The following is a 21,290-nucleotide window of genomic DNA, read 5'->3' as shown; positions in this document are numbered from 1 at the left end:
TTACTGCGGCTTGTTGTCTTCGTCCGCGAGGGGATCTTCGAACGGGTCGGCGGCGGGGATCGTGTATTTCTCTTCGGCCCAGGCACCCAAGTCGATCTGCTTGCAGCGTTCCGAGCAGAAGGGGCGGTATTTGTTGGCTTCAGTCCATTCGACTTTGGCGGCACAGGTAGGGCAATTAACGACGGTCATGATGGGGTAAATACGTAACGGTTAAAAATTACAGAGCGTGAGCTCGAACGGCACATCTTCTTCCAGCGGCTTGGGTTTCAAATCGCCGCCCTGGGTGGTAAAACGTACCCACAGCATGTATTTGTTGGCGGAAATTTCCGGGATGGCGCCGCTGCTCTCGTCCAGGCTCAGGCGCAGCATCTGGTACACCTTGCCTTGCAGCATTTGCTGGTAGCTGCCGCCATTGGCGATCAGTTTGACGGGGCCGCCGGAATCGCGCAGCAGGCGCAAGACCAGGGCCAGCGCATCGAACAGCGGCGCCAGCGGAGCGAACCAGGCGTGGATGTCGGTCAGGCGCTGCTCGCAGCTGCGTTTTTGCCAGGCGAAGTAGGACGGCAAGTCGAATTCGCAGGCGCCGCCGGGGATGATGGTGCGGCCGCGTATGCTCATCAGCCATTCATTGTCGCGGATATTCTGGCCCGTCTTGCCTTGCGCCGCCACCAGGGCGCCGCTGACACTGTCGAGTTCGCCGAGGATGGCATCGAGCGTTTCCGGTTCCACGTTCGGATTGCTGCGGTAGCCCAGCAGGCTCTGGCGCTGGCGCTCGAGTTCCTGCAGCAGGTCGGACTTCAGGTCGGCGCGGCCGGCCACTTCGAGCATATCGAAAATGGTTGCCAAGGCGACATGATGTTGCATTGCATGCTCTTGCTGGATGAAGAACTTGAATTTGTCGTACAGGTCTTCCAGCCGCAACAAGGTACGTATGCGTTCATTGAAAGGGTATTCGTAGACAATCAAAATAATTCCCTTAAGTAAGGACCTGCAAACAATCCCGTGATTTTGAACCAAGCGTCGACAAATTACAAACGTTGCGGCCCGATTCCAGCCATTCTTTTTGAAAATGCCAGATATAAATCGTGCAACTGGGCAATCTGCGGCGCCAGGGCGGCCAAATCGCCATTGTTGTCGATCACGTCGTCCGCCGCCGCCAGGCGCATGGCCCGCGTGGCCTGCGTGGCCATGATGGCCTTGACTTGTTCTTCCGATAAGCCATTGCGCGCCATTACGCGTGATATTTGCAAACTTTCCAGGCAATCGATGACGAGCACCCGGTTGACCCGTTCCACCCATCCGCCGGACTCGACCAGCAGGGGCACGGCAAAGATCACGTAGCTGCCCGTCGCCGCGGCGGCCGCCGCCAGCGTGGCCTCGCGGATGCGCGGATGCAGGATGGCTTCCAGTTGCGCCTTGGCGGCGGCGTCGGCAAACACCAGTTCACGCATTTTTTTGCGGTCGAGGGCGCCGCGCGCATCGGCGTAGTCGGGGCCAAATTCCGCCACCAGGGCCGGCATGGCCGCGCCATTCGGCGCCGTCAGGCTGTGGGCGATCTGGTCGGTGTCGACGATGGAGGCACCGCGCGCGGCGAACAGGTCGGCCACGGTGCTCTTGCCGCAACCGATGCCGCCGGTGAGACCCACGCTGAAATAAGGGACGTTTTGTCGTTGCATGTGTGTATCCATAGGGGGCGCAGTGCTGCGCGGGTCAGCTGGTCAGTCCCAGCGTGAGGTGCGACAGGGGCGTGCCGTACAGCAGGGCGATCAGGCCTGCCGCCGCCAGGTAGGGGCCGAACGGAATCGGTTTGTCGCGCCCCCGCTTGGCGAAGACGATCAGGCCGATGCCGACCACGGCGCCCACCAGCGACGACAATAATATGATCGTCGGCAGCATGGTCCAGCCCAGCCACGCACCTAGCGCCGCCAGCAATTTGAAGTCACCATAGCCCATTCCCTCCTTGCCTGTCGCCAGCTTGAAGGCCCAGTACACGGCCCATAAAGCCAGGTAGCCGGCGGCCGCGCCGATGACGGCCTCCTGCAGCGGCACGAAGGTGCCGTTGATGTTGACCAGCAAGCCGGCCCACAGCAGGGGAAAGGTGAGGTCGTCCGGCAGCATTTGCGTATCGGCATCGATGAAGGTCATGGCGATCAGCAGCCAGGCAAACACGAGCGTGGCCAGGCCCGTCCAGCCGCTGCCGAAGTGCCAGACCAGGAGGGCCGACAGCGCGCCCGTCAGCAATTCCACCAGCGGATAGCGCACGGAGATGGGCGCTTGGCAGGCGCTGCACTTGCCGCGCAACAGCAGATAGCTGATGACGGGGATGTTTTCCATCGCCGTGATGCGGTGGCCGCAAGCGGTGCAGTTCGAGTGCGGCAGCATCAGGTTGTAGCGGTCCGTGTGCGGCAAGGGCAAGCCGCTTTCTTCCGCCACGTAGTTATCGGATTCGCGCTGCATCATTTTCGGCACGCGGTGGATCACCACGTTCAGAAAGCTGCCGACGATCAGGCCGAACAGGGCGGCGGCGAGGGCGACGGGCAGATTGCCGGGCGCGGCGAACAGCAGAGTATCTGGAGGCATTATCTTTATCGCCAATTGGCGTGGGCAAGCACAGGATTATGGCCCGCAACGCTGGCCATGGCGGGGCCGGCGTCGCGAGCCAGGAGAGTATAGTTTATCTGCCATCTTACGCTGGACGAGCATGCATGTGTTCGTCGGTGCTGGCTGGCAAAAGACGCCGCGGGTATTTCGTCGGCGGCGCTTGGCTACTTTTTCGTGACCACGGCGGCGTTGCCGTCCTGTTCGCGAGGCAGCGGTTTTTTCTCCTCGACCAGCAGCGCCAGCAGTTTGTTGCGTATGGATTCCGAAAGCATTTTCTCCAGGTAGCGATGGACTACGGCCGCGACCGAAATCGCCGTAACGGTGGTCATGAAGATATAGCCCCATGAGTGCGTATGTGCTTCCATGTCCAACTTGAGCATGGTCAGGCCGAAATAGTGATGGGTAATCGTATGGCTGAGGTACAGCGAGAAGGAAATCGAACCTAGCCACACCAGCCAGCGGGGGGCGGGAATCCTGACGGTCTTGCTGGCTATGGCCATGACGAGCACGGTCATGGCCAGGGCGCCGCCCCATTTGCTGGGACCGTGGAAATCCACTACGCGCGAATAGCCGAGCCAGATGGTCAACGCGATGCTCAGACCGAGCAGATGATAGGCGATGGCTGGATTCCTGATTCTGGCCCAGTCCTGCAGGTACAACAGCCCGATGGCGGCACCTGCCAGGAACTCGAAAATAATCGGATTGCTCATCAAGTTGAAGTAGACAAAGGAATAAGACAGGTTTCTGGTGGCATCGTAGGTCGACAAGGCCGGATTTTGCTGCATGGGAATCAGCAATACGGTGGCGATCATCCAGGCGAACAGCGCGAGCCAGCGCCATTGTTTAAAACACAGCGAGGCGCAGAAGATGGCATAAAAATACATCTCGAATTCCAGGGTCCAGCCCAAGGGCAATGCCGCGCCAAAATAGGGCGGATTATCGATCGTGACGGGAATGAAGAAGATGCTTTTTAAAAATAGAATGACATTGTCATAGGAACCGAAATACGCGGTGACATCTTGCGTTGCCGCTATCCACCATAAGGTGATGATGGCGTAGACGGGCCACACGCGCGCAAAGCGCTTGATGGCGAAGGTCTTGGCGTAGGCTAGGCTGCCATCCGAATTTCGCGTCGAATAAGCCATGATGAAGCCGCTGATGATGAAGAACAGGTCGACTCCCATGGCGCCCGGCCTGAGTATTTCATCGGCCTTTTCCCAATTGGCCGTATTGAGCATGAAGTAGCGGGCATGCGTCAGGACCACCAGCGTGGCAGCAATTCCCCTGAGCGCTTCAAGCCAGTCCAGTTTATTTTGTTTTTTCATGAATTAAGACATGGCTCCTTCGTTGACGGTGTGAGGTTGCGACGAAGTCTGACCCGGCAGGCAATACCTGTCAACGCGGTAATTTCTTTTTCTCTGGCGAATTGGCGTTTTACTGTAGCCGCTGGCTGTTGCTTAGATCACGGTGCCCAGCTTGAAAATCGGCAAATACAAGGCGATCACGAGCGAGCCGACCAGCACGCCCAGCACCACCATCAGCGCCGGTTCCAGCAGCGTGGAAAGGGTGGCGACCGTGGCGTCGATGTCCACCTCGATGATATCGGCCGCGCGCGACAGCATGGCGTCGAGCGCGCCCGATTCCTCGCCGATCAGGGCCAGTTGCGTCAGCAGCGGGGGAAATACGCCGCTGTGCTCCATCGCCAGGGCCAGGCTGCCGCCGGCGCGGATTTCACGCTCGATGCGCGCCGTCGCTTCCTGGTACAGCGCGTGGCCGGAGGCGGCGCCCACCAGGCCGAGCGAGTCGAGCAGCGGCACGCCGGCGGCGAACATGGCGGCCAGGGTGCGCGTCCAGCGGGCGATCGCCGCCTTGCGCAACAGGGGGCCGAACACGGGCAGGCGCAAGGCCCGCAGTTGCGCGTTGCGCCGCCAGCCGGGCCAGCGGCGCCAGGCCAGGGACAGCAGCAGGCAAGCGAGCACGAGCGCCGCCAGCAGAACCAGCCAGTAATGGACGAGGAAGGCGGATACGCCCATGACGACCAGGGTGGGCAGCGGCAAGGGCGCGCCGAAGCTGTCGAAGACCTGGCGAAAGGCGGGCACGACCACGCTCATGATGATGGCCGTGACGACGATGGCGACGAGCACGATGGCCAATGGATACATCAGCGCGCCGCGTATTTTCCGCCGCAGGGCGATGGCTTTTTCCTGGTGCGTGGCCAGGCGCGCCAGCAAATCCTGCACGATGCCGGCCTGTTCGCCTGCCGCCAGCAGCTTGCAATACAGCTCGTCAAACAGCAGCGGGAATTGGCGGAATGCCTGCTGCAGGCTGCTGCCCGCTTCGATCTCGTGGCGCAAGTCGCGCATCAGCTCGGTGATGGCGGGCTTGGCGTGACCCTTGCCGGCGATATCGAAGGCGTGCAGCAGCGGCACACCGGCCGCCATCATGGTCGACAGCTGGCGCGTAAACAGCGCGATATCCTTGCGCGTGATGGCCTTGCCCGGTGCGGGGCGCGCCGCCTGCACCCGGGTAGCCAGGATGCCCTGGCGTCTCAGCGCAACCTTGGCGGCGCTGGCGTCGGCGGCGCGCAAGACGCCGTCGACCGCCTTGCCATGGCGGTCCGTGCCCTTCCACGCAAAGCGCCGTTCGGCCGCCATGTGCACCTCCTGCCGTCACGGTAGCAGCGTCCGGCAAAAGCACCAGCGGCGCCGGCGGCAAGCTTGATGTGGCTCAGCCTTTCGTGGTTTGCACTTCCGTTTGCACAAGGGCCTGGGCCTTCACGTCGGCCGCCTCTTCCTCGTCGCTGTCCGTGCCCTTGCTGATGCTTTCGCCATCGTCGCGGCGCAAGGTCCAGAAGGTCAGCGAGGACAGCACCGTCAGGGCGGCGAGGGTCAGGAAGGCGTGGTGCAGGGCCGTGCTGAGCATGGCGCGGTCCGACTGCGGCATGTCGCCCAGGTACCAGCCCGTGATCAGCGAACCGAAGGCGAGGCCAAAGCTCATCGACAGTTGCTGCATCGAGCTGGCGATGGTGCTGGCCATGCTGGAGTCGGCCTTGTCGACGTCGGCATACGCGATGGTGTTCATGCTGGAAAATTGCAGCGAATTGAAAAAGCCCATGCACAGGCTGATGCCGACGATGGCGTACAGCGGCGTGCCCACGCCCACCTGCGAAAACATGGCGATGGTGACGCCGATCAGCACGGTGTTGACGATCAGCACCTGGCGGTAGCCGAAGCGGGCCAGCACGCGCGCGGAAATGAATTTCATGCCCATGGCGGCCGCGGCCGACGGCATCATCAGCAAGCCCGACTGCCAGGCGGGCAAGCCCAGACCCAGCTGGTACAACAGCGGCAACAGGAAGGGCAGGCCGCCCACGCCCAGGCGCGTGACGAAGCCGCCCACCACGGAGACGCGGAAGGTGCGGATCTTGAACAGGGTCAGTCGCAGCAGCGGGTGCAGCACTTCGCTCGAATGCCAGGCATACGCGGCCAGCAGGCTGATGGAGATGAGCAGCAGCACGGCGAACGAGGTGCCGTCGATGCGGTGTTCGCCGAAGATTTCCAGCAGCCATGACAGTAGCGCGATGCCCGTGCCGAACAGCACCAGGCCGATCAGGTCCAGCGGACGGGGCTTGTCGCCATAGTAATCGGGCATGTAGCGGTGCGCCAGGTACAGCGCCGCCAGGCCGACGGGCACGTTGACGAAGAAAATCTCGCGCCACGACAGCCAGTGCACGATCAGTCCGCCCACCGTGGGGCCCAGCAGGGGGCCGATCAGGGCCGGGATGATGACGAAATTCATGGCCGCCAGCAATTGCGACTTGGGAAAGGTGCGGATGATGGTGAGCCTGCCCACCGGCATCATCATGGCCGCGCCCACCCCTTGCAGCAGGCGCGCGGCCACCAGCATGGGTGCATTCACGGACAGACCGCACAGGATGGAAGCGATGGTAAAGATGGCAACGGCGGCGGAAAACACGCGTCGCGTGCCGAAGCGGTCGGCCATCCAGCCGCTGATGGGAATGCACACGGCCAGGCTCAGGATATAGCTGGTGACGACGGCCTTCAGGCTCAGCGGCGTCACGTTGAGGCTGGCGGCCATGGCGGGAATGGCGGTGTTGACGATGGTGGAGTCGAGTTGCTCCATGAACAGGGCGGTGGCGACCACCCAGGGAAGGTAGCTTTTAATCGGGGAACTGGTCATGGATGCGAGCCTGAGGAGGAGAAACGGAGCCGACAGTACGGTGAATTGTCACATAAATGGCGCAGGCGTGCCGCCCGCGCCCTTCATTCTGGCAGCGTGCCGGGGCATCGTCCATGGAACATTTGTTCCATGGCAATAGATTGCGGGCAAGGCTAGCATGTGTTTTCTGGCAGCTCCGGCCTCCTCTTTCGCGAAAGTCACACCACATGAAAAATGCACTGACCTTTCTTGTCCTGGGCGCGGCCCTGTCCGCATGCGGCGGCGGCAGCGATGGCGGCACGTCGGCAGCACCCGTCACGCCGCCCGTCGTGGTCACGCCCGTCGCCGATCCCGTGACGGTCGCCTCGCAAGCGGTCGCGGCCCAGGCTGGCCTGGCCGTGATCGCCGGCGCCAATGCGGACGAGACGGTATATGACGTGGCGGCCGATATCGGCGACACGTGGCGCATCACCTTCGACCACGTCAAGAAAACCTACGCGATCCGCGTGCTGTCGACGCAGTTCGGTTTGAGCGACCGCAGCGGCACGTTTACCGCATCCACCACCGGCAATCTCACGACCTACACGGCAACGGATTTCAGCGTCACCGTCGATGCGCGCACGCGTGTTTTGTCTGGCAATATCAAATTGGGCAGCATGGTCTCGACCGTCAGCGGCACCGGCTATGCGGTGGGCGACGTGGCCAGGCTGGCCGGCAGCTATATTTTCCTGGGCGCCATGCGCAATGCCTCGAACGGCGGCGACCGTTTCAATCCGAAAGGCAGTCTCAGGATCGCCGCCGACGGCGCGGCCCAGCTGTGCAATGGCGGCGTGTTCAATGCGCAAGGCGTGTGCTCGCCAGTATCGCCGCAGCTGGAAGCGGAAAACGCCAGCCTGACCCTGGTAAAGGATGCGAAAAACGGCTTGCTCGTCGCCCGCCAGGGCGGCCAGGACTTCGGCATCGTGCACGTGCATGCGGGGGACCGTGGGCTGGCGCTGTTCATCGACCGCTACAGCCGCAACCAGGAAAACGTCCTGCGCGTGGGCACCATCGTGGCGGCCCAACAGCAGAAGATCGGCACGGAAATCAATGGCAGCTATGCCTGTGCGGCGCAGGGTGGCACGACGGGCAAGATCGACATCGCGGGCAATGTGGCGACCATCACGAACAATGGTACGGGCAAGGTGCACGCGGAAAACGTGACCCTGAACAAGCTGGGCCTGGGTGCGCAGGCCGTCGATGTCGATGGCATCGCCGTGCTGAAGGACCCGGCCGACGCGCCGGTCGATTATTCGATGTTCATGCCGCTGTCGTCGAGCATGGCGGTCGAGTTTTCGACCGACCGCTCCTTTCTGACGATGTGCCTGAAAAAGTAAGGTCTAGCGCGGGAGCGCGTCGAGCGCGGCCAGCAGCGGAAGCGCCGCGTCGGCGATGCGCTCCAGGCTGGCCTCACGCAGGGCGGCGGTGTCCACCGTGTGGCCGGAGTCCAGCCCCGCCCAGCGCAGCAGCGCCGAACACGCGGCGGGCGTGTCGAACATGCCGTGCAAATAGCTGCCGAGGATTTGTCCGTCGCCCGATACCGCTCCTTCCGGACGGCCGTCGATGACGAAGGCCGGTTGCGCCAGCGCCGCGCCATGCGAGACGCCCATGTGGATTTCATAGCCTGCCACGGGTGCATCGGCCGCACTGGCGAAGGCGCAGTGGCCGTGCACCTGTTCCAGCCGCTTGTCGCTCGTCAGCTCGGTCGCCATGTCGAGCAGGCCCAGTGCCGTTGATTCTCCCGCCGCGCCTTCCACGCCCAGCGGATCGCACACGCTGTGCCCCAGCATCTGGAAGCCGCCGCAAATGCCGAGCACCTTGCCGCCATAGCGCAGGTGCCTGGCCAGATAGGCGGGCCAGCCCTGCTGCCGCAGCCAGGCCAGGTCGCCGCGCGTGTTTTTACTGCCGGGCAGGATCACCAGGTCGGCCGCTGGAATCGGCTGCCCCTGCTGGATGAATTGCAGGTCGATGCCGGGGTGGGCGCGCAGCGCGTCGAGATCCGTGTGGTTGCTGATGCGCGGCAGTTGCGGCACCACCACTTTGAAGGCGCCCCGTTCGGCCTGCATCGATTCGACGGCGTCTTCCGCGTCGAGGAACAGGCCTTGCAAGTAGGGCAGCACGGCCAGCACGGGTTTGCCCGTCTGCCGTTCCAGCCACTCGATGCCCGGTTGCAGCAGCGAGATGTCGCCGCGGAAGCGATTGATGACGAAGCCGACGATGCGCGCCCGTTCGCTGTCGGACAGGCAGGCCAGGGTACCGATGATGTGCGCGAAGACGCCGCCCCGGTCGATGTCGGCCACCAGGATCACGGGGCAGTCGACGGCTTCGGCAAAGCCCATGTTGGCGATGTCGCGCGCGCGCAGGTTGACTTCGGCGGGGCTGCCCGCGCCTTCGACGACGACGGCGTCGTACTGCCGGCGCAGTCGCGCGTAGGATTCGAGCACGGCGCCCATGGCGATGGTTTTATATTGCTGGTAGTCGCGCGCATCCATTTCGGCGCGCACCTTGCCGTGGATGATCACTTGCGCGCCCGTGTTCGATGACGGTTTCAATAGCACCGGATTCATGTCCGTGTGCGGCGCGATGCCGCAGGCCAGCGCCTGCAAGGCTTGCGCGCGGCCGATCTCGCCGCCGTCGCTCGTCACCGCGCTGTTCAAGGCCATGTTTTGCGGCTTGAAGGGCGCCACCGTCACGCCACGGCGCTTCAACAATCGGCACAGTGCCGCGACGACGGTGCTCTTGCCCGCGTCGGATGTCGTGCCCTGCACCATCAGGGCGGGGAAGGTACTTTTCATGCCTGCCGCTCCCGCTGCTCTTGCCACCGCGCGATGATGTCGCTGAGCTGGCCCAAGCCCTCCGTGATGGCGGACGGACCGGGCGAAAGTATGTCGGGCGACTTGATCTCGAACAGCATCTCATTGCGCACGGCGGGAATCGCATCCCAGCCCGGGCGCGCCGTCAGCTGCGCCGGCTGGAACTTCTTGCCGCACCAGCTGGCGATGATGATGTCGGGCGCGCGCCGCACCACCTCGTGTGGATTGGCGATGATGCGCTCTTTCGCGCCAGGATGGGCAGACAGGTCCGGGAAAGCGTCCGTGCCGCCGGCGATGTCGATCAATTCCGCCACCCAGCCGATGCCGCTCATCAGGGGATCGTTCCACTCTTCAAAGTAGATCACGGGCTTGCGCGTCCAGGCCGCGGCGCGGGCCCGGGCGGCGGCGATGTCCGCGCGCAGGCTGGCGACCAGCACTTTGCCCGCTTCCTCGCGCCGCACCAGCGTGGCCAGCACGCCGATCATGCGCAGGATGCCGTCCACCGTGCGCTGGTTGAACTGGTGCACTTCGATGCCGGCCTTGACCAGGTCGCGGCAGATATCGGCCTGCATGTCGCAAAAGCCGATCACCAGGTCGGGCTGGACGGCCAGGATGCGTGCCAGGTCAGCGGAGGAAAAGCCGCTGATCTTGGTTTTTTCCGCGCGCGCGCGGGGCGGGCGCACGGTAAAGCCGGAGATGCCCGCGATGACGTATTCGGCGCCCAGCGCATACAGCGTCTCGACGGCTTCCGTCGACAGACAGGCGATGCGTTGATAGTGGCTCATGGCGCGGACTTGGCGCGGCGCTGGCGCGCCACTTCCAGCTGTTCGCACATGGCGGCCGTGCCTTCGATCATGCGCGGACCGGCGCGGTTGAGCAGGTCGCCATTCAGGCGGAACAGATTATTCCGGCGCACGGCCGTCATCGACGGGAAGGCGCGCCACATGGCCAGGCCGCCTTCGCTGCGCGCATCGCTTTTTTCGCTGGTGCCGAAAATGACTTCCGGGTCTTCCTGCAGCACGCTTTCCGGCGTGACGACGGGAGCCACGACCTTCATCGCGGCAAACACGTTCTGGCCGCCGCACACGCGCATGGAATCGCTGATGATGCTCGCGCCGCTCAAGGTATATAGGGGTTTGTCCCACACCTGGTAAAACACGCGCACGGGCGGACGCTGCGCATATTGCGCCGTCAAGCTGGCCAGCTTGGCGCGCAGCCGGGCGGCGGCCGGTTTGGCGGTTTTTTCCGTTCCCATCAGCTGGCCCAGGCGTTCCATGCTGTCGGGGATGTCGGCCAGCTTGCGCGGCTCGCTGTGATAGATCGGCACCTTCAGCTGGCGCAGCATGGCGATCTGGCGCTCGGCGCTGCCATGCATCCACACGACGATCAGGTCCGGCTTCAGGGCGATGATGCGCTCCATGTCGTACTGGCGGTTGTCGCCCACTTGCGTGATCTTCTTTGCCGCTTCCGGGTAGTCGCTATAGCTGACGACGCCGGCGATCTTCTCGCCGCCACCGGCCGCGAACAGCAGTTCCGTGACGTGCGGCGCCAGCGCCAGGATGCGCTGCGCCGGTTTTTCCAGGGTGACGGTATTGCCGTCGTCGTCGCGCACGGTGATGGCGGCATGCGCCTGCAACGAGATCAATCCGGCCAGCAGCAGTGCGGTTTTCAAGTGGTTCATATGTGCTTCCATGTGGTGAGGGCCTGCTGCAGGCGCAGCCAGCCGTGTTCGTCGGGAGGCAGGCCCAGGCGGATGCCGTGGGCCGCGTGGCGGAACAGGCGCACCCAGATACCCGATTGCGCCATGTGGCGCCAGAACGTTTCGGCGCGTTCTTCCGGCCACCACTGGAACAGCGCCGTGCCGCCGCTGGCGATGCCGTGTGCGGCCAGTAACTGGCGCAGGCGAATACCTTCGCCGCGCAGGCGCTCGCGTATCGCCGCCTGCCAGTGCGTATCGTTCAAGGCGGCCAGCGCCACGTGCTGCGCCGGGCCGCTGACGTTCCATGGGCCCAGCATGTCGGCCAGTTGCGCCAGCAAGGCGGGATGGGCGGCGACAAAGCCCAGGCGCAGTCCCGCCAGGCCAAAGAATTTGCCGATGGAGCGCAGCACGATGAGGCCTGGTCGATGCGTATGCGCACCGAGGCTGGCTTGCATTTCCGTGTCGCCAAACGCTTCATCGAGCACCAGCCAGCCGCCGCGCGCGGCCAGTTTGCCGGCCCATTCCAGCAATACCTCGGGCGCGATGCGCTCGCCCGTGGGGTTGTTCGGATTGCAGACGACCAGCACGTCGCAGTGGTCGACGGCTTCGGCCAGCCGCGCATACGGCACTTGGCGCAATTGGTGGCCGTGCTGGCCCCAGTGGTGCGCATGTTCCGCATACGAGGGCGCGGCCACCACCACGCGCGATGGTGGCCGCATCCGGGGCAGGGCCTGGATGGCGGCTTGCGTGCCGGCCACGGGCAGCATGGCTGGCGCGTCGTAATACGCGCAGGCGGCGGCCGCCAGCGCGGGATCGGCTTCCGGCAGCCGGTGCCAGGCGTTGGCGTCGGGTGCCGGCGCTGCATACCAGTGCGGATTGATGCCGGTCGACAGGTCGATCCAGTCGGCGACGGGCCGGCCGTACTCGCGCGCGGCATCGCGCAGGTTGCCGCCATGTTCAAGCAAGATAGGTCTCCCGAAGGTAGGACAGGCCAGCGAGCAGCGCCATCCAGATCAGCCATAGCACGGCCGTTTCGGCCACCAGGCGCCAGGCGCGGTCGATGTCGCGCGCTTCGGCGGGACGTCCGCTGCCCAGCGGCGGGCGGCATTCCAGTTCGCCGTCGTAGATGGCGTCGCCGCCGAGGGCCAGGCCCAAGGCGCCGGCGCCGCTGGCCATCACGGGCCCCGCGTTCGGGCTGCCCCAGCTTGGGGCCTGGCTGCGCCAGCAGTGCCACGCGCGCTGCTTGTCCGCCATGCTCTTGCCCAGCAAAACGTAGGACAGGGCCGTCAGGCGCGCCGGCAGGTAATTGAGGATATCGTCGATGCGCGCGGCGCAGCAGCCGAACCAGTCGTAGCGTGCGTTGCGGTAGCCCCACATGGCGTCGAGGGTATTGGCCAGCCGGAACAGCACGGCGCCGGGGCCGCCCGCCACGGCAAACCAGAACAGGGTGCCGAAGACGGCGTCGTTGCCGTTTTCCAGCAGGGATTCCGTGCTGGCCTTGGCCAGGCTGGCCGCGTCGGCGTCGGCCGTGTCGCGGCTGACGATGCGCGCCGTCAGCAGGCGCGCCTTGTCCAGGTCATCGATGGCCAGGGCGTCGGCGATCGGCTGATTGTGGTCGCGCAGGCTGCGCAAACCGAGGCAAAGGTACAGCAGCAAGACGTGGAGGGCGGCGCCCGCCAGGCCGCACAGCCGGTAGGCGGCATAACTGATGGGCAGCACGGCCAGCGACCAGGCCAGCGCGCCGCGCAGAAAACGTCCGCGGCCCCGGTTCAGCAGGCGTTCCAGCGCGCTGGCGAGGCGGCCAAAGCCCACCAGCGGATGCCAACGGCGCGTTTCGCCCAGCAGCATGTCGAGCAGCACGCCGGCCGCCATCAAGGCGGCCAGCATGGGCAGCGACAAGCCGCTCAGCATGGGCCGCCTTTCAGGTGCAGCGGCAGGCCGGCGGCGACAAAGACGGCCTTGTCGCACACGGCCGCCACAGCCTGGTTCAGGCGGCCCGCTTCATCGGTGAAGCAGCGCGAGATGGCGCCGTAAGGCACGATGCCCATGCCCACTTCGTTCGAGACGAGAACGAGGTCGCAATCGGTGTCCGCCATTTCGGCCAGCGCGTACAGCAGGTGCGCGCGCTCTCTGTGGAACAGTTCGGGCAGGGCGATGTCGCCCACGTCCGGGTAAGCCTCTCCAGTGGAAAACATCAGATTCGTCAACCACAGGGTCAGGCAGTCGACCAGCAGCAGGCGGCCGGGGCGCGCTTGCCGCAGGATGGCGTCGCCCAGGCGCAGCGGTTCTTCCAGCGTGGTCCATTCGGCCGGGCGCTGCGCACGGTGATGCCTGACGCGCGTGGCCATTTCCTCATCGCCCGCTTGCGCGGTGGCGAGGTAGACCACTTCCTTGCCCGACTCGAGGGCCAGCTTTTCCGCATAGGCGCTCTTGCCTGAACGGGCGCCGCCGAAGACCAGGGTGCGCGTCATGGCGCTGTTACCACTCGGTGCCGATTTGCGCGCCGATGCCGGCCGCGTACGCATGTTTGACGACGGCCATCTCGGTGACGGTGTCGGCGATGGCGATCAGTTCGTCCGGTGCGCCGCGGCCCGTGATGACCACGTGCTGCATGGCCGGGCGTTCCAGCAGGTCGGCGATGACCTTGTGCACGTCGAGGTAGTTGTATTTGAGGGCGATATTGAGTTCGTCGAACAGCACCAGGCCGTAGCTGGGGTCTGCCAGGAAGGTTTTCGCCTGCTCCCATGCCAGTTCGGCTTTTTCGATGTCGCGTTCGCGGTTCTGCGTTTCCCAGGTATAGCCTTCGCCCATCGCATGAAAACTGATCTCGTTGGGGAAGCGGCGCAGGAATTTCTCTTCGCCCGTCGACATGGCGCCCTTGATGAACTGCACCACACCCACCTTCATGCCGTGGCCCATGGCGCGGATGGCCATGCCGAAGCCGCTCGAACTCTTGCCCTTGCCATTGCCCGTGTTGACGATGATGATGCCGATTTCCTTGTCGGCCTTGGCGATGGCCGCGTCGATGATGGCTTTCTTGCGTTCCATGCGCACGCGGTGGCGTTCGTTGATGGCCGCGGTGTCCGCGTCGATGGTCTTCTTGTCGCTCATGTCAGTCCTCTTTCGGTATGAATATCTTGCGTTTGCCGTGATCGATGATGTCGATAGGGTGGCCCAGGTAGTCGCCCAGGATGGACGCCTGCATCACGTCGGCCACGGGACCGGCCAGCCAGCCGCCGTCGCCCATCAGCAGCAGCGCATGGGTCGAGACGCGGTGCGCCAGGTTCAGGTCATGCCCCACCATCACCACGGTTTTATTCTGTTCGCGGCACAGTGTCGACAGCAGGCCCATGACGCTGACCTGGTGCGCCAGGTCCAGCGCATTGGCCGGTTCGTCCAGCAGCAGCAGGGGCGTATCCTGCGCCAGCATGGCGGCGATCGCCACGCGCTGGCGCTCGCCGCCCGACAGGCTGCGCACGTCGCGCTCCGCCAGGTGCTCCACTTCCATCGACGCCAGCGCCGCCAGGGCGATGCGCTGGTCGTCGCTGCCTTCCCAGTAATGGTTGTCGTGATACGGATGGCGCGCCGACAGCACGGTTTCGATGACGCGGTACGAGAACGCATCGTGGCGCGCCTGCGCCAGGAAGGCCCGTTCGCGCGCCAGTTCTTCCAGGGGCCAGTCGACCAGGGCGCGGCCCTGTATCGTCACGTGGCCCGCGTCCGGTTCGCGCAAGCCGGCCAGGGTGCGCAGCAAGGTGCTTTTTCCCGCGCCGTTGCGGCCGATCACGCTCCAGCATTCGCCATCCCTGATGTGCCAGATGAGGTTTTCCACGAGGGAGCGCGTGCCTGCCTTCAGGCCGAGTTGGTAGGTACGTATCATGCTTGTTTCATCTCCTGCGCAGCCGGTGCAGTTGGTACAGGAAGACGGGCGCGCCTATCATGGCCGTGACCACGCCGACGGGCAGCTGCAAGGGCGCCAGCACGGTGCGTGCAAGCGTGTCGGCCAGTACGAGGAAGGTACCGCCGGCCAGCGCGGCAGCCGGTATCAGCAGGCGATGGTCGGGGCCGCAGGCAAAGCGCAGCGCGTGCGGCACGATCAGGCCGACGAAGCCCACGCTGCCGGCGCTGGTGACGGCGCTGGCCGTGAGCAGGCCGGAACAGAAGAACAGTCCCTTTCGCAGGGCGCCCACGCGCACGCCCAGGGTGCTGGCCGCTTCCGCGTGCAGCGCCATGACGTTCAGCGAGCGCGCGCTGCGCAAGGCGAAGACCAGGGCGCCCGCCAGGACCAGCCAGGGCATCAGCCGCGCGGGCGCGCCGGACAGGTCGCCGATCATCCAGAACACCATGCTGCGCAAGCGGCTTTCCGGGGCGATGGACAGCATCAGGGTGACGATGGCCATGCAGGCCGAGGCCAGGATCACGCCCGTCAGCAGCAAGAGCGAGGCGCCGCCTTCGGCCGCCGTGCCGCCGCGCAGGTCGCGGCGCGCAAAAAAGTACAGCAGCATGGACACGCCGACGGCGCCGGCAAAGGCGGCCGCGTCGACCACCCACAGCGCGCACATGAACAGCAGCGCGGCCAGCGCGCCAACGGAAGCGCCGGCGGAAATGCCCAGCACGTAAGGATCGGCCAGGGGATTGCGCAGCAGCGCCTGCATCATCAGGCCGGCCAGCGACAGCGCCGCGCCGGTGACAAAGGCGGTCAGTGCGCGGCCCAGGCGCAGGTCGAGCAGGGTGGCGGCGAGGGTGTCGGTCTTGCCCTGCACGACGTGGAACAGGGCGGAAGGCAGGTCGGCGAGCGGAATCGCGATCGAACCGATCATGCCGGAGAAAATCAGGCTGGCAATCGCGCACGCGATCAGCACCGTGAGGATGACGGTGGCGCGGTGGCGCATATTGCGGAAAAATGGGTGCATGTACTGCCTTAAAAACGGGGACTGCAGAACTGCATCTGCGGGCGACGGCGGCATGCCATCGCCCGCAGCTTACATCATTACTACAAGCTTATTTCACGCCGTAACGCACACCGACGAAGACTTTCGAGCCTGGCGTTGCGTAGAAGCGCGCCAGTTCGTAATCCTTGTTGGCGATGTTGTTCCAGCGCGCAAGCACCGACCAGTCGCGGGCGAACTGGTAGGTGGTGTACAGGTTGACCAGGCCATAGCCACCCAAAGTGTTCTTGTTTGCGGCATCATCGAAACGCTTGCCCGACAACTGCCACTCGGCGCCCGACGTCAGCGCGCCAGTCGTGTAGTCGACGGCGAAGTTGGCGTGCTGCTTGGCGCGGCGCTGCAGCTGCTTGTCCTTGGTTTCATCGCGCGGGTCTTGCAGGTCGATGTTGCCGCTGACATTGAAGGCGCCGAATTTGCGCGCGCCAGCGAGTGTCAGGCCTTCCAGCAACGCCTTGTTCACGTTGTAGGCGCAGCCAAAGCTACCGTTGAACAGCGGATCCGGGCAAGGTGTGGTGTTGACCAGCAGGTCAGTGACCTTGTTGCGGTAGTAGGTCGCGCTGGCTTGCGAGACGCCGTCGTTGTAGTGCAGGCCGATTTCCGCGTTGCGGCCCGTTTCCGGCTTGTTCGATGCCAGGCCATATCCCGGATAGTACAGTTCATTGAAGGTCGGTGCCCGGAAGCTGGTGCCGTAGCTGGCGTTGGCGCGCAGTGCATTGCTGATGCGGTAGCCGTAGGCGACGCTGCCCGTATTGTGCGAGCCGAATGCCGAGCTGTCGTCGCTGCGGCCGCTGATATTGAACAAATGCGCGCCACGCACCATGTTGTATGCGGCGGCGAAGGATTTGGTGTTGCGTGAGCCGGTCACTTCCGGCGTGCTGCTCGACATGACGTCTTCATCGCGGTAGCTGGCCAGCAGTTGCAGGTTGTCACGGCCGAAGCGGATGTCATTTTGCCAGGTGATGTCGGTCTGCTTGGTGTCGATCTGGCTCTTGCCCCACGATTCGGCGCTGCTGTCGTCGCCCGACTTGTCGCGCGCTTCCGCGTAGCGCAGTTCGCTGGTCCAGTTGGGCAGGAACTCGTTCTTCGTGAAGACGGAGATGTTTTCCAGTTTCTGGTTGCTGCGTGCATCGTAGCCAGGACCGGCGTCGTACTGTGCCTTCAACTTGCTGTTCAGGAGAACCAGGCCGACTTCATGGCCCTTGGCCATCTGGTAGCCGAACTGGCCACTGATGCTTTCCTTGTCGTAGCCGTCCTTGTCCGGGTTGTAGGTGAACGAGGAGGCGCCCAGCTTGGATGCGGAGAAGCCGTCCGACTTTTCCTTGCCTGCGGTCAGCGCGTAGCTGAAGCTGTTCGCGCCGCCCGTCGAACTGGCAACGCTGGCTTCCGCCTGGCGCGTGTTGTTGCTGCCATAGCCTGCGAAAGCGGAGAAGCGCGTCGCGCCGTCGCCTTTCTTGGTGAAGATCTGGATCACGCCGCCGATGGCATCGGCGCCATACATGGTGCTCAGCGGACCGTAGACGATTTCAACGTGGTCGATGCTCGACAGGGGCAGGGCGCTCCAGTTGGCCGTGCCCAGGGTGGACGAGCCGATGCGCACGCCGTCGACCAGGACGATATTCTGGTTGCTGTTCGCGCCGCGGATGAATACGCTGGCCGCAGTGCCTGCGCCGCCGTTGCGCGTCACCTCAATGCCGCGCTGCTTTTGCAGCAGGTCGATCAGCGTACCGGCGCCCGAGCGCGCGATGTCTTCCGAGCTGATGGTCTGCGTATCGCTCAATACTTCGCTCAGGTGCTGCGGGTAACGGTTGGCGGTGACGACGATGGGATCGAAGGTGTCTGGCGTGGCTTGGGCGAAAGCGGCAGGCGCGGCAATGGCTAGCGCGAGCGACGTGAGGGCCGCGTGGCGGGAAACAGCATGGGTCATGATAGTTTTCAGTAAGTAATATGCAACCAGCCGACGTCCCCGTAGGCCAGATTGAACAGAAGTGGGAACTGACGATGACGATCGAAGACGGCCAGTCGGCCATTCGGATCGCGAACATCCCCGTTCGCACACTTCCACCTGTCCTGGCCGGTATCCGGGCTGGCAAGTGCGGCTATCCCACCTTCCCATGCTCGATGATTGCAAGCACAGTGGTTGTCAGAGATAGCTTGTCGTCCGCTTCCTGTCGGGAGGGGCGACACTTGCTTACCGTTGCGGGGGCAGCACACGTTCGCCGCGAGCGCGGCATCGTGTTTCCCGTTTAACTGCGCTCATGGACATGAGCGCGGGCACCAAAACCCGGTCATTATACGTGCAGTGGGCGTGGACTGAAATGGCCGGCTGGTCGATTCGATATCAGAAATCGACGACGACCGTCGCACCATAGGCGATTTTATGGACGGAACGGGCGGCCAGCAAGGCCGTTTCCTCCAATGGCAGCCTGCCCTGCAGTGCCGACAGCAGGCGGATGGTACCCGCATGGCAGATGATGACGGCAGTTTCGTGTTGTTCGCGCAACAGATCGCCTAAAAATGCATCGACACGGGCGGCCATCGCCAGTACATTCTCGCCGCCGCCGGGGCGATACCAGGCCAGGTCGGCCGCCCAGGCATCGATTTCCGTGCGCGCAATCGCGTGCCAGGGCTGCATTTCCCAGGCGCCGAAATCCATCTCCTCCAGCCGCGCATCGAAGCGCAGTGCGCTGGAAGGCAAGTCTTGCGCCAATGCCGCCGCCAGGCCGGCGCAGCGGCGCAGCGGACTGGCGTAAAGCGGTACACCGGCCGGCAAAGTCGCTTGCAGGCTGGCGCGTACCGTCGCCATTTCGTGCGGCGCCACCGCCACGTCGCTGCGGCCATAGCAGGTGCCGCTGGTCACTTGCGGTGCGGGGTGGCGGACGAGGATCAGGCGCATGCTTGTTTAATAGAAGCTAGAAGCGCACGGGAGGCTGGAAACTCGACAGGATGGCCAGGTAAATCGTCACTTCCGCCACCTGCTGCACGGCGCCCAGACAGTCGCCCGTATAGCCTTGCAGGCGGTGCTGGCATTTGCGGCCTAGCCAGAAAGCAGCGGCCGCCGCCGCCACGGCGGCAAAGGCCAGCGTGGCCCAGTCGAATATCCCCAGAGTGCCGCAGGCGATGGCCGGCAGCAGGGCGCAGACGGCGGCGATGATGAATTCTGCGGTAGTCATTTCCTGCGCCATCGGCTTGGATTTGCCTTCGTCGCGCGCATAGTCCATGAATCGGATCAGCGAGACGGCGGCCAGGCGCGAGAGCGGATGGGCGATGAACAGTGTCGCCACGACGATGTGTGGCGGCAGCGAGGCCAGCGCCGTGCACTTGATGGCCAGCAGGCAGATGATGCCGATGGCGCCATACGCGCCGATGCGCGAATCCTTCATGATTTCCAACACACGCTCGCGCGTCAAGCCGCCGCCAAAGCCGTCGCACATGTCGGCGAAACCGTCTTCATGGAAGGCGCCCGTCAGATAGATGCCGGCGGCGACGGCCAGCAGCACGGCCACCGCGGAAGGCAGGAGCCAGCTGGCCAGCAGATACACCGCGCCGGAAATGGCCGCCACCACCAGACCCACCAGGGGAAAGTAGCGCGAGGCGTGCTGCAGCCAGGCCGGCTCGAATCCCACCCAGCGCGGTATCGGCAGGCGCGTGAAGAATTGCAGCGCGATGAAGAACAGACGGCACTGGTGGATTGCGGCGGAAACGGGGTTGCTCATGGTCTTAGTCTGGCGTGGATTTTTCGCTGACCTGGGCCGAGGCGAAGGTTGCCATCTCGCGCATGAAGTTGACGGCCGCATGCAGCAGCGGCAGGGCCAGCGCCGAACCCGTGCCTTCGCCGAGGCGCAAATCGAGGTGCAGCAGCGGACGCGCTCCCAGGCTGGCCAGCAATTGGCGATGGCCGTTTTCATCGGAGCAGTGCGAAAACACGCAGTAATCGAGAATGGCCGGCTGCAGACGCGCCGCCACCAGCAGTGCGCTGCTGACGATGAAGCCATCGATCAGCAGAATCATGCGCCGTTCGGCTGCCTTGAGCATGGCGCCCGCCATCATGGCGATTTCGAAGCCGCCGAAGGTGGCCAGCACGTCGAGTGGCTCTTGGGCATCCGCATGGTGGGCGACAGCCGCTTCGATCACCTGCTGTTTGTGCAATATGCCTTCCTTGGACAGGCCCGTGCCGGCGCCCACGCAGTCGGCGACCGGTGTTTGCGTCAGCTTGTGCATCAGGGCGGCGGCAGCGGTGGTGTTGCCGATGCCCATTTCGCCAAAGCCCAGCACATTGCCGTGCAAGGTGGCGACCAGGTCCATCCCGGCCTGCATGGCGGCCAGGCATTGCTCCTGGTTCATGGCAGGTTCCTTGGCAAAGTTGCGGGTGCCGGGACCCTGCTTGCGGTCAAGCAAGCCGTCGCGCGGTCCGAAGTCATGGTTCACGCCGGCGTCCACTATATATAAGGCGCAATCGTTCTGGCGTGCAAAGACATTGATGGCGGCGCCGTTGCCGAGGAAGTTTTCTACCATTTGCCACGTCACGCTTTGTGGATAAGCGGAAATGCCTTCGGCGACGACGCCATGGTCTGCCGCGAAAACCATGATGGCAGGCTGCTGCAAGGTCAGCTGCGTGCTTTGCTGGATCAGGCCGATCTGATGGGCCAGGGTTTCCAGCAGTCCCAGGCTGCCCAGCGGCTTGGTCTTGCTGTTGATGGCATGTTCGAGTGCGCTGCTCAGGGCGGGGTTGGCGGTGGGGCTGATGTGTGGGATAGGCATGGGAATCAAGGTGAATAAGGCAGGGTATGGTCGGCACTACGATATCACACAGCAATATTTGCCCAACTGCAAAATAGCGCTTGCGGAGTCTGCGGGGGGAGGGCTATAATTCGCCCCCTCGCTGAACGACGCATGCAAATGCCGAGTAAAGCAGGGTGAAAAAGAAGGTTGACGAAATGCTGCAAACGCTTCATACTCTTCCTTCTTCGCAGTTGACAAACACAACGCTTTGTCGATAGCGCGAGAGCAGTA

General features: G+C 64.0%; 21 protein-coding genes and 1 riboswitch. Of the genes, 1 reads left to right on the top strand and 20 read right to left on the bottom strand.

What is annotated here, in order from left to right:
- From yacG to J0O65_RS07585, 7 genes are all read right to left on the bottom strand, one after another.
- Complete coding sequence (gene yacG / locus J0O65_RS07615) at window positions 1-192, bottom strand: DNA gyrase inhibitor YacG (protein WP_034785391.1); 192 nt, start codon at window positions 190-192, stop codon at window positions 1-3.
- 18 nt (window positions 193-210) lie between these two features.
- On the bottom strand, window positions 211-966 hold the full coding sequence (zapD, locus tag J0O65_RS07610; RefSeq protein WP_152254332.1) for a cell division protein ZapD: 756 nt from the start codon (window positions 964-966) through the stop codon (window positions 211-213).
- A gap of 62 nt (window positions 967-1,028) precedes the next feature.
- A complete protein-coding gene (gene coaE, locus J0O65_RS07605) occupies window positions 1,029-1,676 on the bottom strand; it encodes a dephospho-CoA kinase (RefSeq protein ID WP_215405603.1) in 648 nt (215 codons plus the stop codon).
- A gap of 34 nt (window positions 1,677-1,710) precedes the next feature.
- Window positions 1,711-2,580: a prepilin peptidase gene (locus J0O65_RS07600; protein ID WP_215405601.1), complete on the bottom strand. Its 870-nt coding sequence runs from the start codon at window positions 2,578-2,580 to the stop codon at window positions 1,711-1,713.
- 185 nt (window positions 2,581-2,765) lie between these two features.
- The gene (locus J0O65_RS07595; RefSeq protein WP_215405599.1) at window positions 2,766-3,926 is read right to left on the bottom strand and encodes an acyltransferase family protein; all 1,161 of its coding nucleotides are present in this window, start codon (window positions 3,924-3,926) and stop codon (window positions 2,766-2,768) included.
- 132 nt (window positions 3,927-4,058) lie between these two features.
- Window positions 4,059-5,255, bottom strand: a complete 1,197-nt coding sequence (locus J0O65_RS07590; RefSeq protein ID WP_215405597.1) for a type II secretion system F family protein — start codon at window positions 5,253-5,255, stop codon at window positions 4,059-4,061.
- Between the two features lie 73 nt (window positions 5,256-5,328).
- Entirely contained in the window at window positions 5,329-6,801 is a 1,473-nt protein-coding gene (locus J0O65_RS07585; RefSeq protein ID WP_251373592.1) for a DHA2 family efflux MFS transporter permease subunit, read from the bottom strand.
- Between the two features lie 206 nt (window positions 6,802-7,007).
- Here J0O65_RS07585 and J0O65_RS07580 point away from each other — a divergent pair, with 206 nt between their 5' ends.
- Window positions 7,008-8,156, top strand: coding sequence for a hypothetical protein (locus J0O65_RS07580; RefSeq protein ID WP_215405595.1), 1,149 nt, complete (start codon window positions 7,008-7,010; stop codon window positions 8,154-8,156).
- Window positions 8,157-8,159: 3 nt separating this feature from the next.
- Here the strand turns inward: J0O65_RS07580 and J0O65_RS07575 are convergent, their stop codons facing one another.
- From J0O65_RS07575 to cobT, 13 genes are all read right to left on the bottom strand, one after another.
- The gene (locus tag J0O65_RS07575; RefSeq protein WP_251373591.1) at window positions 8,160-9,614 is read right to left on the bottom strand and encodes a cobyric acid synthase; all 1,455 of its coding nucleotides are present in this window, start codon (window positions 9,612-9,614) and stop codon (window positions 8,160-8,162) included.
- Complete coding sequence (locus J0O65_RS07570; protein ID WP_215405593.1) at window positions 9,611-10,417, bottom strand: ABC transporter substrate-binding protein; 807 nt, start codon at window positions 10,415-10,417, stop codon at window positions 9,611-9,613. Before J0O65_RS07570 ends, J0O65_RS07575 begins: the two co-directional genes overlap by 4 nt.
- Entirely contained in the window at window positions 10,414-11,313 is a 900-nt protein-coding gene (locus J0O65_RS07565; protein WP_215405591.1) for a cobalamin-binding protein, read from the bottom strand. Before J0O65_RS07565 ends, J0O65_RS07570 begins: the two co-directional genes overlap by 4 nt.
- A complete protein-coding gene (gene cobD, locus J0O65_RS07560) occupies window positions 11,310-12,296 on the bottom strand; it encodes a threonine-phosphate decarboxylase CobD (protein ID WP_215405590.1) in 987 nt (328 codons plus the stop codon). The genes J0O65_RS07565 and cobD overlap by 4 nt, the downstream gene beginning before the upstream one ends.
- Window positions 12,289-13,242 carry an adenosylcobinamide-phosphate synthase CbiB gene (cbiB, locus tag J0O65_RS07555; protein ID WP_215405588.1) on the bottom strand — a complete coding sequence of 318 codons (954 nt, stop codon included), beginning with the start codon at window positions 13,240-13,242 and terminating at the stop codon, window positions 12,289-12,291. The genes cobD and cbiB overlap by 8 nt, the downstream gene beginning before the upstream one ends.
- The gene (gene cobU, locus J0O65_RS07550; RefSeq protein WP_215405586.1) at window positions 13,236-13,802 is read right to left on the bottom strand and encodes a bifunctional adenosylcobinamide kinase/adenosylcobinamide-phosphate guanylyltransferase; all 567 of its coding nucleotides are present in this window, start codon (window positions 13,800-13,802) and stop codon (window positions 13,236-13,238) included. Before cobU ends, cbiB begins: the two co-directional genes overlap by 7 nt.
- Before the next feature lie 7 nt (window positions 13,803-13,809).
- A complete protein-coding gene (gene cobO, locus J0O65_RS07545) occupies window positions 13,810-14,442 on the bottom strand; it encodes a cob(I)yrinic acid a,c-diamide adenosyltransferase (RefSeq protein WP_215405584.1) in 633 nt (210 codons plus the stop codon).
- A gap of 1 nt (window position 14,443) precedes the next feature.
- A complete protein-coding gene (locus J0O65_RS07540; protein ID WP_215405582.1) occupies window positions 14,444-15,211 on the bottom strand; it encodes an ABC transporter ATP-binding protein in 768 nt (255 codons plus the stop codon).
- 7 nt (window positions 15,212-15,218) lie between these two features.
- Window positions 15,219-16,244, bottom strand: coding sequence for a FecCD family ABC transporter permease (locus J0O65_RS07535; protein ID WP_215405579.1), 1,026 nt, complete (start codon window positions 16,242-16,244; stop codon window positions 15,219-15,221).
- An 88-nt stretch (window positions 16,245-16,332) separates the two neighbouring features.
- Window positions 16,333-18,204: a TonB-dependent receptor domain-containing protein gene (locus J0O65_RS07530; RefSeq protein WP_215405577.1), complete on the bottom strand. Its 1,872-nt coding sequence runs from the start codon at window positions 18,202-18,204 to the stop codon at window positions 16,333-16,335.
- 128 nt (window positions 18,205-18,332) lie between these two features.
- A riboswitch (cobalamin riboswitch) is annotated at window positions 18,333-18,574 on the bottom strand.
- A 44-nt stretch (window positions 18,575-18,618) separates the two neighbouring features.
- Window positions 18,619-19,173 carry a histidine phosphatase family protein gene (locus J0O65_RS07525; RefSeq protein ID WP_215405575.1) on the bottom strand — a complete coding sequence of 185 codons (555 nt, stop codon included), beginning with the start codon at window positions 19,171-19,173 and terminating at the stop codon, window positions 18,619-18,621.
- A 16-nt stretch (window positions 19,174-19,189) separates the two neighbouring features.
- A complete protein-coding gene (locus tag J0O65_RS07520; protein WP_215405573.1) occupies window positions 19,190-19,993 on the bottom strand; it encodes an adenosylcobinamide-GDP ribazoletransferase in 804 nt (267 codons plus the stop codon).
- Window positions 19,994-19,997: 4 nt separating this feature from the next.
- Window positions 19,998-21,038, bottom strand: coding sequence for a nicotinate-nucleotide--dimethylbenzimidazole phosphoribosyltransferase (gene cobT / locus J0O65_RS07515; RefSeq protein ID WP_215405571.1), 1,041 nt, complete (start codon window positions 21,036-21,038; stop codon window positions 19,998-20,000).
- Window positions 21,039-21,290 lie beyond the last annotated feature (252 nt).

Origin of the sequence: Janthinobacterium sp. JC611 (genome assembly GCF_018682595.1) — a bacterium.
In the GTDB taxonomy this organism is placed as follows: domain Bacteria; phylum Pseudomonadota; class Gammaproteobacteria; order Burkholderiales; family Burkholderiaceae_D; genus Janthinobacterium.
This window is presented reverse-complemented; position numbering and strand designations above follow the sequence as displayed.